Annotated in this window: 15 protein-coding genes and 1 pseudogene; 6 read left to right on the top strand and 10 right to left on the bottom strand. The window is 54.4% G+C overall.

Features of this window, described 5'->3' with window-relative positions; all coding sequences use genetic code 11:
* Positions 1-12: 12 nt before the first annotated feature.
* The 4 genes and pseudogenes from ABD76_RS23790 to ABD76_RS23775 all read right to left on the bottom strand — a co-directional run bounded on the left by ABD76_RS23790 (position 13) and on the right by ABD76_RS23775 (position 3,290).
* Positions 13-560 (bottom strand): annotated as a pseudogene (locus ABD76_RS23790) (CatB-related O-acetyltransferase).
* 85 nt (positions 561-645) lie between these two features.
* On the bottom strand, positions 646-1,215 hold the full coding sequence (locus ABD76_RS23785) for a class I SAM-dependent methyltransferase (protein WP_197259501.1): 570 nt from the start codon (positions 1,213-1,215) through the stop codon (positions 646-648).
* A 119-nt stretch (positions 1,216-1,334) separates the two neighbouring features.
* Positions 1,335-1,826: a D-Tyr-tRNAtyr deacylase gene (locus ABD76_RS23780; RefSeq protein WP_197259500.1), complete on the bottom strand. Its 492-nt coding sequence runs from the start codon at positions 1,824-1,826 to the stop codon at positions 1,335-1,337.
* Between the two features lie 54 nt (positions 1,827-1,880).
* The gene (locus ABD76_RS23775; protein ID WP_197259499.1) at positions 1,881-3,290 is read right to left on the bottom strand and encodes a transcriptional regulator; all 1,410 of its coding nucleotides are present in this window, start codon (positions 3,288-3,290) and stop codon (positions 1,881-1,883) included.
* A gap of 196 nt (positions 3,291-3,486) precedes the next feature.
* Here ABD76_RS23775 and ABD76_RS23770 point away from each other — a divergent pair, with 196 nt between their 5' ends.
* The 3 genes from ABD76_RS23770 to ABD76_RS23760 are packed head-to-tail and all read left to right on the top strand — an operon-like array spanning position 3,487 to position 7,203.
* Positions 3,487-5,859: a DUF4214 domain-containing protein gene (locus tag ABD76_RS23770; RefSeq protein ID WP_197259498.1), complete on the top strand. Its 2,373-nt coding sequence runs from the start codon at positions 3,487-3,489 to the stop codon at positions 5,857-5,859.
* Positions 5,860-5,875: 16 nt separating this feature from the next.
* Positions 5,876-6,526, top strand: coding sequence for a glycosyltransferase family 2 protein (locus ABD76_RS23765; RefSeq protein ID WP_197259497.1), 651 nt, complete (start codon positions 5,876-5,878; stop codon positions 6,524-6,526).
* Between the two features lie 41 nt (positions 6,527-6,567).
* Positions 6,568-7,203 carry a DUF1796 family putative cysteine peptidase gene (locus ABD76_RS23760; protein ID WP_197259496.1) on the top strand — a complete coding sequence of 212 codons (636 nt, stop codon included), beginning with the start codon at positions 6,568-6,570 and terminating at the stop codon, positions 7,201-7,203.
* A gap of 129 nt (positions 7,204-7,332) precedes the next feature.
* On the opposite strand, the gene ABD76_RS23755 is transcribed toward ABD76_RS23760, so the two are convergent.
* From ABD76_RS23755 to ABD76_RS23740, 4 genes are read right to left on the bottom strand one after another with little or no spacing between them, the layout of a single operon-like run.
* Complete coding sequence (locus tag ABD76_RS23755; protein ID WP_197259495.1) at positions 7,333-8,370, bottom strand: glycosyltransferase family 4 protein; 1,038 nt, start codon at positions 8,368-8,370, stop codon at positions 7,333-7,335.
* Entirely contained in the window at positions 8,367-9,122 is a 756-nt protein-coding gene (locus ABD76_RS23750; protein ID WP_197259494.1) for a glycosyltransferase family 2 protein, read from the bottom strand. Before ABD76_RS23750 ends, ABD76_RS23755 begins: the two co-directional genes overlap by 4 nt.
* Before the next feature lie 17 nt (positions 9,123-9,139).
* Positions 9,140-10,252, bottom strand: coding sequence for a glycosyltransferase family 4 protein (locus tag ABD76_RS23745; protein WP_197259493.1), 1,113 nt, complete (start codon positions 10,250-10,252; stop codon positions 9,140-9,142).
* A gap of 30 nt (positions 10,253-10,282) precedes the next feature.
* Entirely contained in the window at positions 10,283-11,350 is a 1,068-nt protein-coding gene (locus tag ABD76_RS23740) for a mannose-1-phosphate guanylyltransferase (RefSeq protein ID WP_197259492.1), read from the bottom strand.
* A 250-nt stretch (positions 11,351-11,600) separates the two neighbouring features.
* On the opposite strand from ABD76_RS23740, the gene mnmH reads away from it, so the two are divergent.
* Positions 11,601-12,653, top strand: coding sequence for a tRNA 2-selenouridine(34) synthase MnmH (mnmH, locus tag ABD76_RS23735; RefSeq protein ID WP_197259491.1), 1,053 nt, complete (start codon positions 11,601-11,603; stop codon positions 12,651-12,653).
* A 104-nt stretch (positions 12,654-12,757) separates the two neighbouring features.
* Entirely contained in the window at positions 12,758-13,339 is a 582-nt protein-coding gene (locus ABD76_RS23730; RefSeq protein WP_242069769.1) for a hypothetical protein, read from the top strand.
* 537 nt (positions 13,340-13,876) lie between these two features.
* On the opposite strand, the gene ABD76_RS23725 is transcribed toward ABD76_RS23730, so the two are convergent.
* Both ABD76_RS23725 and ABD76_RS23720 read right to left on the bottom strand, forming a co-directional pair.
* Entirely contained in the window at positions 13,877-15,178 is a 1,302-nt protein-coding gene (locus ABD76_RS23725) for a helix-turn-helix domain-containing protein (protein ID WP_197259490.1), read from the bottom strand.
* A gap of 366 nt (positions 15,179-15,544) precedes the next feature.
* Positions 15,545-15,988 (bottom strand): hypothetical protein, encoded by a 444-nt coding sequence (locus ABD76_RS23720; protein ID WP_197259489.1) that lies wholly within the window; start codon positions 15,986-15,988, stop codon positions 15,545-15,547.
* Between the two features lie 98 nt (positions 15,989-16,086).
* Here ABD76_RS23720 and ABD76_RS23715 point away from each other — a divergent pair, with 98 nt between their 5' ends.
* Positions 16,087-17,253: an IS4 family transposase gene (locus ABD76_RS23715; RefSeq protein WP_242069761.1), complete on the top strand. Its 1,167-nt coding sequence runs from the start codon at positions 16,087-16,089 to the stop codon at positions 17,251-17,253.
* The last annotated feature ends 30 nt before the right edge of the window (positions 17,254-17,283 follow it).

Raw genomic sequence — 17,283 nt, 5'->3', positions numbered from 1 at the left:
CTCCCTCCATCGTTATCGGGCTGAATATAGCTGGACAAACTCTTCTGCTCGATTCGAGAGCATCAGCGGCCAAGCAGCTTGAATCTGCTCCATCGGCCAGTCCCACCAGGCGATGCGCAGCAGGCCTTCAATGATATGCGAAGGGAAGCGGTACCGGATGACGCGCGCCGGGTTGCCGCCCGCAATCGCATACGGCGGGATATCCTTGGAGACGGTGCTGCGGGCCGCAATGACGGCTCCGTGGCCGATCGTTACGCCCGACAGCACATAGGAGTCCATTCCAATCCAGACGTCATGGCCGATGACTACGTTGCCCTTGGTCTTCGGATGCCCTGTAAAAGGGGAGGCCGCCGGAAAATCGGATTAAACGGGTAAGTCGTGACCCAATCGACATTGTGCTCCCCTCCCAGCAAAATCGTAATCCGTGCGGCAAAGGAGCAGAACTTGCCGATGGTCAGGGTAGCTCCTTCCCCCCAGGAAAACACATCGGGCTCACCGTAGCTCCACTCCCCGATATCGTATGCGGAATAGGCCGGGTTTTGGTTCATAAAGACACTCATTTCTGACATTCCTCCCTCCTTCCGGCCTGTATCGGCTTGAATCGAAGTGAATCAGGTCATGCGGATCCGCTGCGCATGGCGAAGGTCAATGCTGGTGGTAGCTGTTCTCTCTCCACATGGCCAAGGCAAGGCGGAGCTGCGTCACGACCGGCTCCGGCACCGTGCTTCCCTTGATGCCGACGCCGACGACCGTATGCGGGAACAAGGCTTCCCCGGCATAATCCGTAATGACCGTATCGAACGGCTTCAAAATGCTGGCGAAGGCTTGGGGGGTGAAGCGCCAATAATCCTCAGGGTAATCATGTATCGCGAAATTCATCACCGAGCTGATGATGACGATGCCGTTCGGCTTCAGGATGCGATGAATCTCGGACAGCGCAAGCCGCGGATCCTCGACATGCTCCAGCGTATCGAGCGAGAGCACCATCCCGGCCGTCTCGTCAGGGAGCGCGATTTGATGGAGATCGAGGATGAGATCGACGCCGACGCCCGGCCGCATATCGCAGCCGACATACGTTTTGCCCGGGAAAAACGGGCGCAAGTCCGCAAATCCAACCTGCCCTTCCACCTGATAGGAACCGAATTCATAAATCGGCTCTTCGCAAGGTAAAATCTGTGCGCAGATGCCAACTAAATTTTTGATAATTTGTCTCATGATGCCCTCCTTATTCGCCTAGTCCGGGGTGACAGATCACCCCGGGACAGAAGCTGCTTCATTACTCTATTCAAGCGCGGGGGCAAGTTCTCTAGTCGTTCGCACAAATATCCGGACTCTCAGAAACTGCAGTGGATATGAATCGGGTTCAGCACGGGGAAGCGGGCTTCCCCGGCCTCCACCAATCCATGGATGGCAAGCGGACCGTTCCGCAGACTGTCAAGAGCGCAGGAGACATGGAAGTCCGGCATTTCCAGCCAGACGCCCGGGGGCATCGTCAGCGGTTCAATGGATTGAATATTGTACTCCCCGGTGACCTTCCCGTTAGCGAACCATTCATCCTCGGCGAATGACCAGCCCGATTTCCGGCCGTCCTTCCCGTAGACGCTGAAGGCGGGAATGAGCTGGGGGGACAGAATTTTGCCGCTGATGTCGCAGGAACGGGAAGGGGAGACGGACAGAATGATGCGAGGCTGTTCGATCGGCTCGGAGCCGGCGTTGCGGAAGAGCATTGTGACGAAGGCGGAGACGCGTTCCGACTCCGTGTCGAAGTCGATGACGGATTGGAACAGGCATTCTGCCGCCGGGACGGCAGCTTGCGGTTCGGTCATGCGAAGCACCTCACTTTATGCGTAAATTCATGAAGAGAATAGAACGGCGAACGCTCAGTTCACAGGCGGCGTGCCGGCCGCCGGCTGTATAGTCGGCTCGGCGGCGATGCTGCGGCGGTGCAGCGTCGGAGGGACCGGGCGCGAATGGGCGGCATACAGGGTCGAACGGAAGGAAGCTTCGGCGGAGTCCTTCCCCTTCTGGCCATGCTGCCCCTCCGCAGGCGGCCGCCGAATGCCGTCCTGGGAGCGTTCGGCTTGCCGGAGGGAACGGCGAATCCGCAGCTCCTCCTCCAGGATGGAGAGGCGCCGCTCCAGTTCAGCAATCCGGGATTGCACCATCTGCAGGGACTGCTCCAACTGCTTCCGCTCTTCCTCCAAGGGCGCGATGCGGCCAGAGAGCCGCTCGACGGAGGAGAGGGCCCGCTTCGCGAAGTGAAGACTGGAGCGGAAGTCGCGATCGGCCCGATAGGCGTCGATCTCCGTCCCGCTCAAGCGGATCGCCTCCCGAATGGAGGGGCCGTTGGTAATCGATTGCGGTTCCGGCCCGCCGGAGCTTGCTTCGGTGACCGCGCACCACGAGACCGGATGGGCGGAGGCGCTTGAATACAGCCGTCCCCAGAGGTTAGCGGCAAGATCGTAATCAATGCGGCAGATCATATTCCCGGCCGCCCAACTGAAGCGGACCCGTTCCTGATCGGCGCCGCAGGCGATGACGGAAGCGGGAGAGGAAGGAATGGCGATCGCTTCTTCGTCAATCGCGTGCCAGCTTCCGTCCGCTTCGGATTCGTAGATCGCGAACGCGAGCTGCCCGGCCAGGAGCCGGACGAGGAGACATCGGGGACGCTCCGGTTCGGGAACGGCGCCGGCAGGCAGACGAACGAGGCGCGAGGGGGCGCCGGCGTCCGCCAGAGGCAGGTTCATTCCTTCTCCGGCTGCGTTCCACGAGCCGGAAGCGGAGTCGTAATTCCAGCGGCATAGAAGAAGCCTGCCCTGTCGCATCAGCATGCCGCAGACCGAGAGGAGCTGTTCGCTCGTTAGCCACTGCATGGCGATGACGCGTTCGGCTTCCGCCATCACGGCGGGCTCGCTCCAGTGGATCCCCGTGAGCGCCGCATGCTCGGCGCGTGAAGCATACTGCAGCAAGAGGTGGAGCCGGTTCGAGCAGCGGGTCAGCTTCAAGCCGGCAAGCCCGGCATATTCCCCGGGCAGTTTGCTGGTCTGAAGCCCCTCCTGATCGGGATGAACCCGGGCGTGCACCAGTTGCCGCTGGCGGTTGAGATATACAATATGGACGTAGTCCAGATCGTCCTGACATACATCATATATGCCGTTCGCATCGGCCAGCCGCAGCTCCGCCGTATGGCCGCACCGGCTGTGCTCCAGCAGCTCAATGACGAGGCCGTCCCCGTCCTGACGAATGACGGACATATGGCTGCTATTTGCTACCCAATAGCGAAGCTCCATATCTGTTCCCTCCTGCCCTGGCAATGTTGCCTTCTCTTCATCCTATTCGGCGAAAGGAAGAATTAGGCTCTCCGGGCCGCAATCCGGACTTGGCTCCGCGGGCGATGCGGGGGTCAAGGTCATACGCACAGGCAAATGGGGGAATGTGCTAATACACTAATCCCAGTATTATCCGCAAGTGCTGGAGGGATTCTTATTGATACTCATCCAAAGGCTCTACTTGTTGTTCCGATTGGAAGGCGAGCAATTCATCGCGGAATTATACAGGCAGCTATTGAACAAGGAACCGGAACCGCACGGCATCAGGCACTTCACACGGCTGCTTCAAGCCGGACACAGCAAGCTGTCGATCGCGGTCAGCTTCCTTCGGAGCGGCGAGATGAAGAAGAGATTGGCGCAGGGAGGAGGGGGCTGCAACGAGCGTGCGGCTTTGTGCTACATCTTCTCCAGCCTGATTCTGACCAGGGGAGACGCCGAATTCGTCCGCGATCTGTACGTCGAGCTGCTTTGCCGCGACGCCGAAGACCAGGCGCTCATGCATTACCAACATATGCTGCGCCACGGAAGAAGCCGCATGTCCGTCCTGCTCGGCATACTTACTTCGCCGGAGTGCCAGGCGCTGCTGGCGCAGCCGGAGTTCCCGCGCCTGAACGGCCCGATTGAGCTTGGCAGCTTCCATCTGTCTCCGGTGGAAGAGAGCGGGACGAAGCCCCCGGCGCTTCCGGCTCCGCCGCTGCAGCGCAAGGTCTCGATTGTCATCCTGACGTGGAACGGATTGGAGCATACCATGCGGTGCCTCGCTTCTCTGGAGAAGACGGCCCGTCACGACCGCATTGAGATCGTTGTGTTCGATAACGGCAGCACCGACGGCACGCTTCCTTACCTGCAGAGCATTCCCTGGATTCGGGTGATTGAGCATGGCGCCAATATCGGATTTACGGCAGGCAATAACCTGGCCATCGCCCATTGCGATCCCGACAGCGATATTCTGATGCTGAACAACGATATCCTGGCGGAGGAGCCTCATTGGGTGGAACGGCTGCAGGAGACGGCCTATTCGGATCCGAATATCGGCGTCGTCGGCTGCCGGCTGCGCGGCGACGACGGACTGGTGCAGCACGCGGGCACCTATATATTTGCGGAGACCTGCTGGGGGCAGCAAATCGGCGGGCTGGAAACGGACATCCGCCAATATGCGTCCGCGCGCGATGTGCAGGGGGTCGTCTTCGCCTGCGCTTACGTGAAGCGGAGCATTCTGGAGGAGCTTGGCGGTCTGGATACGGATTATTTCGCTTATTTCGAGGATACCGATTATTGCCTTCGGGCGCTGGAGCGGGGGTATCGGGTCGTCTGCGACGGCCGCGTGACGCTGACCCACTCCCAAAATACGACGACCAAGGTGAATCAGGTCGATTTCTCGGGACTGTTCGAGCAATCTCGCATGATCTTTCGGGACAAATGGCAGTCGCGGCTTGAAGGGAGCTATGAGAAAAGGCTGAACTGGAACTCGATCGTGAATGCGCCAACCGGCTATGCGACATCATCCAAAAATTTGATGATCGCGCTGGACGAGAAACGGATTAAAATGCATTACCGTTATGTGTACGGCCCGGGCACCCCGCATGCCGCGGAAGAGCCTCCGATGAGCGACGATTACCGGATTAATATTTTTCGCATGCGTCATGCCGATCCGAACGCGCCGGAGGTTGTCTATGGACAAGGGGATGTCTTTTACAAGAACGAGGGCAAATACAAAATCGGCTACACGATGCTGGAGGTGGACGGAGTTCCGGAGGATTGGGTGCATCAATGCAATCGCATGGATGAGATATGGGTGCCATCCCGGTTCAATGCCGACACCTTCCGCAACAGCGGGGTAAGAGTGCCGATCCGCATTATGCCGCTCGGCGTGGACCCGAACTATTTCCATCCCGGCATCCGCTCCACCCGCTTCTCGGATCGGTTTACGTTTCTGTCGGTATTCGAGTGGGGCGAACGCAAAAATCCGGAGGATATGCTGCGCACCTTCGCGAATGTATTCGCCAACGACAATGTCTTGCTCGTATGCAAAATCATGAACGCCGACCCGACGATCAACGTGCTGGCCGAAATTCGGAAGCTGAATCTCAAGCATGCGGAATCGAAGATCATGATTTTGCACAATCAGAAGCTCCCGTCGTATTTGCTCGGAAGCTTGTACCGGTCCGCCGATTGCTTCGTATTGCCGACCCGCGGGGAAGGATGGGGCATGCCCATACTGGAGGCGATGGCGTGCGGCCTGCCCGTCATTGCCACCGACTGGAGCGCGCAGCGCGACTTCCTGAACGAGCGGACGGGATATCCGATCCGGGTCAGGCGGCTCTTGCCGGCGGTTGCCAAATGCCCGTACTATGCCAATTTCCGCTGGGCCGACCCGGACTATGAGCATTTGGCATTTTTGATGAGACATGTATACGAGAATCGGGAAGCTGCGCGGGAGCGCGGGCTGTACGCCGCGCAGGAAGTGATGTCCCGCTGGACATGGTCGCATGCCGCGCAGCATATTGCCGACCGCATACAATTGATATGAATGGAGAGTGACGGCAATGCGTTACATCGTGGGCATCCCGTATGTCAACCGACTTGATCTGCTGAACCGGGCGGTGGCCAGCATTCGCCCTTATTGGCCGCATACGTACGTGGTGGATAACTCGGCGGGATCCGAACTGAAGGGCCATACCTTATCCGGGCTGGTGAACATCATCCATCCGCCCGTACCGCTGACCTTCACCCAGTCTATGAACTGGTTCCAGCGGATTGCCGCCGAGCAGGGGGCGGACGCGGTCATGTATATGCATACGGATGCCGAGGCCCGTCCCGGAATCCCCGAAGCCTTCCTGCGCGTCTTGACGGAGTTGAAGCAGAGCGGACGGAAGTGGGGGCTGGCCTTGACGAATTTCGATGCGCTGGCGGCCTACAATATGGAAGCGGTCCGCGCGGCGGGGCCGTGGGATACGGTGTTCAGCAGTTATTTCGCGGACATCGACTATCACCGCCGGCTCCGGCTGGCAGGGTATGAGGAGATTTTTACGGGGCTGCCGGTCGATCATCATGAGAGCTCAAGCCGCAAGTCGGATCCGCGACTCAACTTCCTTATCGATTCAACCTGGCCGCTTTACGAACGGTATTACGAGCTGAAATGGGGAGGACGGATGGCGCAGGAGACGTACTCGACGCCATTCAATCTGGCCATGTGACAGAGGCTGTCACGAGCACATACGAAAAGGAGGCAAGAGCAGTGCGCCTGACCGACATCAAGCGAACGTATCAGGCGGTATACAGCCTGGGCTCCAACTGTTACCCGGCGCAGCGGCTGGAGCGGTATGGCCTGCGGCCCTACAGCGGGGTCATCGATTGGATGTATTCCAATTCGATTCCGGGGCTCTGCCTGATGCTTCGCAACCGGTTCGCCGGATTTATGTACTCCGACCATATCGAGGTGGACGGAACGGAGTTCAACGGCCATAACTATTCCTTGCTGGATCGCGTCTACGGGGTGCAATCGGTTCACGATTTTTTGGTCGCAGACCAATTGGAGGGGATTGTACGCAAATATCCGGAATTCCAGCAGACGCTGCAGCGGAGAATTGCCCGCTTCCTCCGCAATATCGAGCAGGCGGAATGGGTCTTTTTCTTCCGGCTTCATGCCTCCCATGAGGAGGCGGCGGCCTTGGAAGCGGCGCTGACCTCGATCGTCCGGCACCAATTCCGCCTGCTCGTCGTCAATCCAGGGGCCGATCGCCGAATCGTGGAGCTCGATTGGCCGCTGGCGCACACTTGCGCGGTGGAGGCGCCGATCGCCTGGGATGCGGAGAGCGATCACGCATGGAACGAATTATTCGCCGGCATCCGCTACGAGGCCTTTCCGGGATAAAAGAAAGCTTGCGGGTCCGGCTGCCTGCCGGCTCACTTTCCGGCTCACCTTCCGGCAACTTGCGCGGAGCCCAACGCACAAATCGCCAGCTTCGATGGAAGCTGGCGATTTAGCATGCTGCCGCAAGCCTTATGCCTGCTGCGTCAGCCTGGCGTGGAACGCGTCCAACAGATTATTCATGACGCGGGGCCAATTGTAATGCTTGGCGGTCTCGCACCCGTTGGCGACGAGGAATTGGGAGAATTCCGGGTCGGACAGAACACGGACGATCCCCTGGGCCACGCCATCGGCGTCGCCCTTGTTGACGAGGATGCAGTTCCATCCGTCCTTGCAAAATTCCTCGTTGCCCTCCGCTCTCGTCGTGACAACGGGGGCTCCGCAGGCCATCGCCTCCAAGATCGGGAGCCCGAAGCCTTCGTGGTAGGAGGTCTGCACGAATACGCCGCAGTTGGCATACAGGTAGGCCAAATGTTGATCCTGCGGGTACGGGAAATGATGGTGCGGGATGCCTGAAATGCCTGGAGGTTCGACGCCGAACGTGACGAAGGAAGCATGCGGCAGTTGGCGGCCTGCCGCCGTTACGGCTTGCACGGTAATTTCGAAGCCCTTCAAATGCTGGCTGCGCCGGCTGCAGGCGAGAATGCGCTGCGGATCGTAGTCATGGGTCCGGTTTGGCTTGTAGATGTTGAAATCCACGGCAATCGAGATGTTGGAAGCGTGTTGATGGAACCGTTCCAACAACTGTCGGGTCGTCCATTCGGCAATCGTCAGCATATGGACCGGGACTCGGTACGTTTGGCGGACCCGCTCCTGCATATCCGGCCAATTCGGATAATAGCTTTCTTCGATATCCTGGACGAGATAGAACGGGATGCCGCGCCCGCCTCTGCGCCAATCGCAGCTATGCCAGACGACGGCCAGCGTCTTCCACCACGTGGCCACCTTGATGCAGTCCATCCATTTCAGGGTGTGCAGCATCATCCGGTAATTCGGGAAGCGGCGCACGGGGATGTGCAGCGGGAACCAGGAAGGCTGGCCGTCCAGCGCGAACAGATGAACCTTCACGCCCATCTCATGCAGCCGGTTCACCTGCTCCAGCACATTGCGAATGCCGCCGGACAAGCCGGTAAGCTCCAGTACATAGACAACTTCAAGCGGCGCGCTCATTGGATGTGATAACCTCCCCATTTGGCCCAGAACTTTTTGCGGGCCTCCATTTCTTTGACTCGCCAATACCGGTTTTTATTCGCCCGCGTCGTCCCGCGCGTAAAACCTTCATGATGCAGGGCGCAGGCCGCGCCGCTGTAGATGACGCGGAAGCCGTGCTGTCGGGCCCGATAGCAGAAGTCGACATCTTCGTAAGCGATGAAGAACTCCTCCGAGAAGAGGCCGATCCGGTCGAACACTTCCCGCCGGATCAGCATCAGGGCGCCTGTGACGGAAGCCGCGTCCTCCACCGCTTGCGCGGGCGGGTAATCGGCGGGCAGAAAGCGATAACGGTGATCGAAATTCCCTTTGGGCCCCTGGATGACGCCGCCATGCTGAATCGTCATATTCGGATACAGCAGCCGCGCGCCGACGATGCCAACCTCCGGAGAAAGCTGCATGGCCGCCAGCATATGCTGCAGCCAGCCCGGCTCGTGGAAGATAATGTCGTTGTTCGCGAGCAGCGCATAGGTCCCGCCGGCGTGCTGCAAGCCCAGGTTCACGGTTCGGCTGAAGCCTTCGTTGATCTGCTTGGGGATGAAGCGAACGTTCATCGAGGCGGCCCAGGCGGCCAGATCTTGCTGGATTGGAGGCGGGCTGCCGTCATCGACGACAATAATCTCGTATGCTTCATGGGCCGTATTGATGAAGCTGTTGACGCAATGCTTAACCAGATCCGTATGATGGATCGTCGGAATAATGAGACTTATCATACAGGTGGATTCTCCTTTTAACGGCTGTCTAATTCCTGCAGTCGCTGCAGCATGCGCAGGGCGCTGGCCTCCCATGTATACATTCCGATGACGGTCTGGCGGCCAAGAGCGGCCTTGGCTGCGGCTTCTTGCCGATGGGTATGGACGTGGCGCATCAGGCCGCGAAGGTGGCCGACGCTGGGCAAGGCCCACAGAAGCCGGGATTGCGACGGCAGGAACGGAGTGAACCGCTCCACATCGATCAAATAGCCGTTCTGATCGTTGACGAAATCGAGGTGCGCCGACCAGCGGGTCGTGATGACAGGCAGGCCGGCGGCCATCGCTTCCATCACGGTCATGCTCCAGCCCTCTCCCCGCGTCGGCAGAACGTAGCTGTCCACGCAAGTATACAGCCGGGCCAGATCTTCCTCGGACCAGGAGTGGACCGTGGACAGCAGGATGACCGATTCGTTCGCCCGCCCCGTCAATTGCGAGGCGAGGTTATTGACATAAGCGTGCTGCCGGCCGATCTCCTCAGCCGTTGAGGCGCGCGTCTTAATGATCAGGCAGACATCTTCGGATGGAGCGAACTCCGCCAGGAACGCTCGCAGGAGAAAATCAATGCCCTTGCGCTCGTCGAAGGAGCAGACCGACAGGAAAGCGTACTCCCGTCTTCCGGGAATCGGGAGCGGAGGGGCGCCCGGATGATATACCTCCGGATCGACGCCATATGGCATGACTCTCAGCTTATGGGCCGGCACGCCCGATTGAATGAAGGTGTCCCGATTGAAGGTGGACGGCACCCATACTTCATCCATCATGGAGCAGCGGCGCGCCCAGGTGAATGACAGACGGTTGCATTCGAACATCGTCATGCCGATGGAATATTGGGCCGGATCCCGGAAAAAGGCATGAGCAGGATAATGGAACATCACCGTATGGCGCTGCGCCAAAGGACGATGCCCCAATGCCGTCAATTCAGCCGCGACGGCGGGCGCCATCGGCGTATGAACCGCTTCGGGATGGACGGGGGAGAATTTGGGATATACTCCCCGGCGGATGAATTGAAGCAGCAGCTGCCGGTTTGCTTTAGCATATCCCGTCGGCTCGAATAGGGTGCCTATATTGTGGATGGTAGTCTCTCCACTCATCTGCTTCCCTCCTTGGAATGGAGGATGGAATTAGAGATAGCGCTGGAGGTCCTGCTCCTCCAAACGGGCGACCAGCGCTTTGATATCCTGAGTCCGGTCTTTGCGGCAGATGAGGATAACATCATCGGTTGCGACGATGATTAGATTTTCCGCCCCGATTGTCGTGATCAGCTGCCCCGGCTTGCCATGAATAATACAGCCGTTCGTATCGATGCCTTGATGGAGTCCGTGAATGATATTCCGGGATAAATCTGGCGGCTCGGCCCGCTCCAGCGCGTTCCAATTGCCCAGATCGTCCCACCCGTATTGAACGGGAATCATGTAGATGGAATCGCATTTCTCAATGACTCCGTAATCGATGGACTGGTTCTCGATCTGGCTGTAGAGCGAATGGAGGTCGCATTCATCCGGCGGATGCTCCATCAGCACTTCCTTTATTGTCATCAAAATATGGTGCAGCTTCGGCAAATGCTGCTCCAGCAGGTGCATAACGGTGGAGGCCTTCCAGATGAAGATGCCGGTGTTCCAATAGTGCCTGCCGTCGGCGAAGATGCGCTTGGCGAGCGGCAGCGGCGGCTTCTCGATAAATTGCTCCACCGCCGTCACTTGCAGGCCGGGCATCGTCCCGGCATCTTCGCCGGGCTCCGCCCGAATATAGCCATAGCCCGTCTCCGGGCGGGTTGGCCGTACGCCGAGCGTGACGACGCAAGCTTCATTCGCGGCGCGTTCGACTCCCGTCTGAAGCGCGGCATGGAAGGCTTCCGGATCCGATACATAATGATCCGACGGCAGGGTGATGAGGACCGGATCCTCGTCTTGCAGCAGCATATGGAGCGCAGCCAGTCCGATGCAGGCGGCCGTGTCCTTGGCCATCGGTTCCACGATGATATGCTCCGGCGGAAAATAAGGAAGCTGTTCCCGAATCAGAGGAACATATTCCGCGAGCGACACGATATGGATATGTTCAAGCGGCACGCGATACAGCATGCGCTGCAGTGTATCGGCCAGCATGGATTGCGGGTGAAGGATGGGCAAAAATTGCTTTGGCCGGGTGGATCGGCTAAAGGGCCAGAAGCGGGTGCCTTTCCCTCCTGCCATGATCAAGGCTTTTACCGTTGTAATGAGAACCACCTCCTGAAAACGGACTTGAGATTGACCTGATATCAGAGAGAATTATTACTACATATGTCCCGGAAGGCGAAAAGGGCACGGCGAACGTCCGGCGGATAATGGCGCCGCTGCCGTATGAGATCAGGCATGGCTGTCTATGATAAAATAAGGTAGAGTAGATTAAGAGCATGCTTGCGGTTCCAGACGAAGTACGAGACAGACAACTAGAGGTGAAATCATGCAGGATATATCATTGGAGCAATGCCTGGCGAAGCGCGCCGCAGGCGCAACGCTGGTTGATGTTCGTTCTCCGGGAGAGTATGCGGAATTCACCATACCGGGGAGCATCAATATTCCGTTGTTCACGGATGAGGAGCGGGCCGAGATCGGCACGATTTATAAGCAGGTGAGCGTAGAGGCCGCCAAGGAACGCGGCCTGGCCATCGCCTCGGCCAAGCTGCCCGCGCTGTACGCGCAGTTTCGCGATTTGAAGGGCCCGGTCGTTATTTATTGCTGGCGCGGCGGAATGCGGAGCCGCACGATGGCTACCGTGATGTCGCTGATGGGGCTGAAGACGTTCCGGCTTCTCGGCGGCATCCGTTCTTACCGCCGCTGGGTGCAATCGACGCTTGCCGATTACCGGCTGCAGGCCCCGTGCATCGTGCTCGCCGGCCATACCGGGACAGGCAAGACGCAGCTCCTGCAGCGGCTGCAGGAGGACGGATATCCCGTGCTGGATCTGGAGGGCTTGGCAGGGCACCGCGGATCGATCTTCGGACATATCGGACTCGAGCCGAACAATCAGAAGAAATTCGAGGCGCTGCTGCTCGATGAACTGCTGAAGCTGGAAGCGGAGAATCGGCCTTATCTGCTGATCGAAGGGGAGAGCCGCCGAATCGGCAAGGTCGTGCTGCCGGAATTCCTGGTGGAAGCGAAGCGCGCCGGCACCGTCTTCACCGTGCGCATGCCGGTCCAGGAGCGCGTCCGCAATCTGATGGCCGACTACCAGCCGGAGCAGCATGCGGAGAAGGTGAAGGAATCGTTCGAGCGGATTCGCCGGCGCATGCATACGCCCGCTGCGCGCGAGGTGGAGTCTGCGCTGGAAGACGGCCGCTATCACGACGTTGCGGCGCTGCTGCTGGAGTATTATTATGATCCGCGCTATGAGCATGCGGCGCTCCAGTACGACCGGGAGCCCATCGTCATCGACGCGGCGGATGTCAACGAAGCCTATGCGAAGGTGGTGCCGCTGTTGCGCGGATGGAATGTTCCGCAGGCGCGTTCCGTCTAGGCGGAAGCGGGCAGCCCAACTGGGAGGAGAAGGGGGAGCTTGCAGGCGGCTAGCATGCAAGCTCCCCCGGTCCGTCCCGAAGCATAGCTGCGCCTTGCGGCAGGATGGCTGCTGTATCAGCAAGTCCAGCAATTCCACAGAACAGCACAGAAGCTCCACCCGCGCCTTATGAAAGAGTTATAAGCATCCTAGAGAAAAACAACATTGATTTTCAAATTGTAGATGGTAATTTGATGTTAAAGCAAACAACGCCTGAGGCTGTAACAAAGGCTAATAATTTACTTAACTCGGCATCACAAATCACCTCTTTCACTGAAAGATCTATTTCAGTTTTTGCTACTTATCCGACTCCATATGTGCACCATAAAACATACGATATTATAAGATCAGAAAAATTCACAGCAGCAACAAAAACTGCTTTTTCCACAGCTTTTGCTGTTTGGGCGAAAAAGACAACAACATCTTGGCAAGAACTTCTTGCAGTAGCTGTTGGCGGATTTGGTGGGTATTACTTCATAAATACCGATAAAGAAGACTTATATACTTTTATCAAGTACTACTACCGAGAATTGGGGCCGGGGCGTTTTGATATGAACGGTAATTTCCTAGGAGATTATGAAATCAAAAAAGAAATGAGAGTCACAAAAAATTCAAATGGAACTGGCGTTCTTTTGGTACAGATATAAGAAAATCTACTGTTGTAGATCCCTGGTTCTGAGACGAGATGAATTAAATGTTGGTATATTTGATTTTTTCCTAGTCAACTTTGTAGTGGCGTACTTCTATATCTACGATGAATCAGACTACATTAAACCTTTTTTGCAATCTGTTTTTTTGTTGATTATGGTTGTTATAATGGATTTAATTAAGCACTACATGAAAAAAAGAAAAAACCAATCGAATTAGGAAGCAATGTTCTCTGGTATCAGATGGCAAGTTGATCACCATCCTTGATGGAGTTCATTGTGAAGTCCGTTGTATTGTTGGATAAAACTCTTCAGACCTTGGAATTTCCAGTAGGCCGTTCCAAGGTCTTTGTATAACTAAGGGGGAGGGTTTGATATAGGAACATAAGTTCGGGTGTTGCGTATAAAAAAAAGCACCAATTAAGGTGCTTTACCAAGGATAAATACTTCCGGAGTCACCAGAGAATGCCGCCGCCGTCGCTACAAAGATGACCGTGTAAAGAAGGGAATTTGAATATAGTTTTTTAATTAAGTTCTTCATACTTGACCCTCCATTTCTTTTGTGCTTTGGTAATACGCGCTTAACTTTTTAAAAGTTGATTTCGGGGAGACATTGTGCTCTAAAGGTATACGAATCACCGTGTCAAGGCATTCTTTTTCTTTAGCAGTATCGCTGATTTTTGAGTAATATAGAGCCGCATCCACCATAAGTTCTATGCATTGTTCAAAGTCGCCCAATGCTAAGTAACATTCTCCCTTAACTTGCAAATAATCAGCGTACCTAGAACAAATTAAAGGATTATTATTAGTAGTAATTGGCTTGATTTTTTTGCACTTGCTTAGTACATCTTTAATGCCCTCATGGTTATTCTGTTTTAAGTATAATTGAAGCAATTGTCTCGATGCAGAGATGGCCGCAATATCGCTACAACTCTCAAGGAATGCTAAAAGCTGTTCGATGGCTTGCTCGATGTTTCCCTTCATTGCGGCGAATAATGCATCCATAAGGACTATATGCTCTTTTGTGTGCGGATAATTAAGTGAATTAAATTGTTTGTATTGTATAGAGTACATCTCGGCCTCTTTGTATTCCCCTATACTAAAGTGCGCGTCTCTAAGTATGCCAAGCGCATATATTTTGTGCAGACTTTGACCTCTATCTTCTACTAGCACTCTCTTACAATGGTCAATGCTATCATTGTAATATCTCAAATTATAAGCATGAATACCTAATTTGTAGTACAGCTCGATTCGCTCGTCTTGTGACAAGAAATCGATGTAATGTAAAATGTACTTTCCGCTGTAATATGATTCCTTCAGCCTGCTGAAATCGTTTCGTTCAATAAGATAACGTTGATACATGCTTTTCGCTATGTAAGGCATAATTCCGTGGGAACGTGAGTAATCAAGGATGAGGTCATACAATGAAAGTTTAATGGAGTCGTTATCGATGGAGCCGATATCGCGATACAATTTTCCTATTAAATACAGGCTGTCTTCATTCGGTGATTCAAGGAATTTTGCGGCTATTTTCGGTATCAGAGAAGGATGTTCAAGTGTTGTTAATTCGTTCTGTAAAATAGTGTATAGGACTTCCGGCTTATGTCCAATCTCGATGTACTGTTCTACGATGTCGTTATGGGGAATGTCTAATACTGCGGCGATGGACAAGATGGATTGGAAATCAGGTCGCTTGACTTCGTCGTTTTCAATTCTTGACAGGCTACCTTTATCAACGCCGACCGCTTCTTGCAGCTTTGACAGACTTATTTCCTTCTTCTGCCGATAGTGCTTTATTAGCTCCCCCAAGCTCATTGGCTTCGTAGCAACGGTACTCACAATCTCACTCCTTCGGTAATGCAAAATAATTGACCACCTATATATTACCATATACCTATGCGTAAAACAAGCATTTGTTTCCATTTTAACCATTACACGAAAGAAAAGACGAAATGCGGCTATTGGATATGCAACAACTAGTGACGGCGGGCGGGTTTGCGTGCATGTTCAGGCTGCTCTCTTCGTACAACCATCGCTACCGCTATTTAGAGATCTTGCTTGAGCGGGAGGGGGGAATAAAAAAAGCAAAACGGCGGGGGATGCCCCCGCCGTTTCTAACGAATAAATGGTAACGTATGTGTAATTAACGAATAATAAAGTTATGGATAATTATATTATCGCTGGTTATCGGCGTCAACATAAAAGTTATGGAGTCTGTACAACAGTGAGTAAAGGTAAAATTCTAACTTCGCCGGCCTGAGACAGGATGATTGATTTTTTGGCTTCTCCGTTCGAAAGTCGCTTTGTACCTGTTGTAATCAATTTTTCGATTTCAAGCCGTTCAAGCAGCTCGCTCGCCTGTTTCGGCGGCAAGCCAAAAGATTTTGCAAATTGCTCTTTTAGGTACTTGGCTCCTAAATACCGATCAGTTTCCTTATATTGAACATGCCAAGAATTTATTATCAATAATGCGTTATCAATCTTTCCTTCTATTTCATATGTCTTTACATCGACATTCAAGAATGTCAATAAATCCTCGCTGTAATGGGGATAGGCGGTTATATCGACGTGCTTTGGAGCCGAATCTGAGATGTAATAGAGCTCAACGCGGATACCTTTGTAAACTAATCTGCTTATTACAGGAATCATGTCGCTGTCAGCTGTTACAATAACGTAACATGTAGTATTGGGATCACACCTGTTGATTAACCACAAAATGGTAGAAAAAAAGCCGCACACCCGGTAAAATGTTTGTACGCCTACAAACTCAACCGAAGAAAGGTGGCGACTCCATGAAAAAGTCTACCACGATCCTGTCCATCCTTCAATCCGTTTTGCCTGCAGAAGAAATCGATTCTGCAATCGAACTCGCCGGCTATAAAGACAAGGCCCGCAAGTTTACCGTCCATCATTTGCTACAATATTGGGCGATGGCTGCCTCTGAACAATGGGATAGCTACCGTTCAGGTGTGGTTCATGCAGCAGCCAGCGGCTTGCTTCCTGTCCATTATTCCAGTTTTTCCGGAAAGGCAGCTGAGGTTCCCTTTGCTGTATTCAAGGAGCTCCTACACCGGCTCATCCAAACCTGTAATCGTCAAACGACCCGAAAGCTGGCCTTTCCTAAAGAATTGCTTTTGATTGACTCGACGACCGTAACGGTAGGAAAAACTCGCTTGCCCTGGGCCCCTTACCATGGTGAGCGTTCGGGCATTAAGCTACATGTTTCTTTGCAAGCCCAATGCGACTCCCCTCTAAACGTGGTCGAAACGGTTGGTTCGAAACATGATGGTCCGCTCTGTGAAAGCTTAACCCATTTGGATTACATTATGGTTATGGACCGGGCTTACGGGAAGCTCGAACGATTAGATCGTTTCAAAGAAGAAGGTCAATCCTTTGTCGTTCGACTGCGTGATAACGTTCATCTTGAAAAACCACGTGCTCTACGCCGGCAAAAAGAGCCTAACAGCCCGGTCATCCGGGACATTACGTGCCAACTTGGAACAGAGCAATGTCGATCCAAGAAGCGGCATCGCGTCGTTACCTTCCAAGATTTCGATGGCCGAGAACTCCGCGTCGTTACCGATCTCATGCAAGTGACCCCAGAAGAAATCGCACAGATGTATAAAGCCCGGTGGCAAATCGAGGTTTTCTTTCGCTGGATCAAGCAGCACTTGAATATCCCTACTTTGTTCGGGACAACTGAAAATGCCGTGTACGGGCAGCTGTTTGTAGCTCTCATCGTTTACGTGTTACTCAAATGGTTATTTGATACCACTCAAGGGGTCGTATCTAGGCATCAAAAGCTGTCCTTTATTCACTTTGCACGTCTATTTAGGCTAAATTCCCTTCCTCCCGAATGGCTCGTTAAGATGCAGAGGATAAGAGAAAAATTCAGCCCTGCCGGGCTTGTTTGAGTTACACAATTTGGTTAATCAACATGTCTG

The organism is Paenibacillus dendritiformis, from assembly GCF_015845845.1.
Classification (GTDB): Bacteria; Bacillota; Bacilli; order Paenibacillales; family Paenibacillaceae; genus Paenibacillus_B; species Paenibacillus_B dendritiformis_C.
This window is presented reverse-complemented; position numbering and strand designations above follow the sequence as displayed.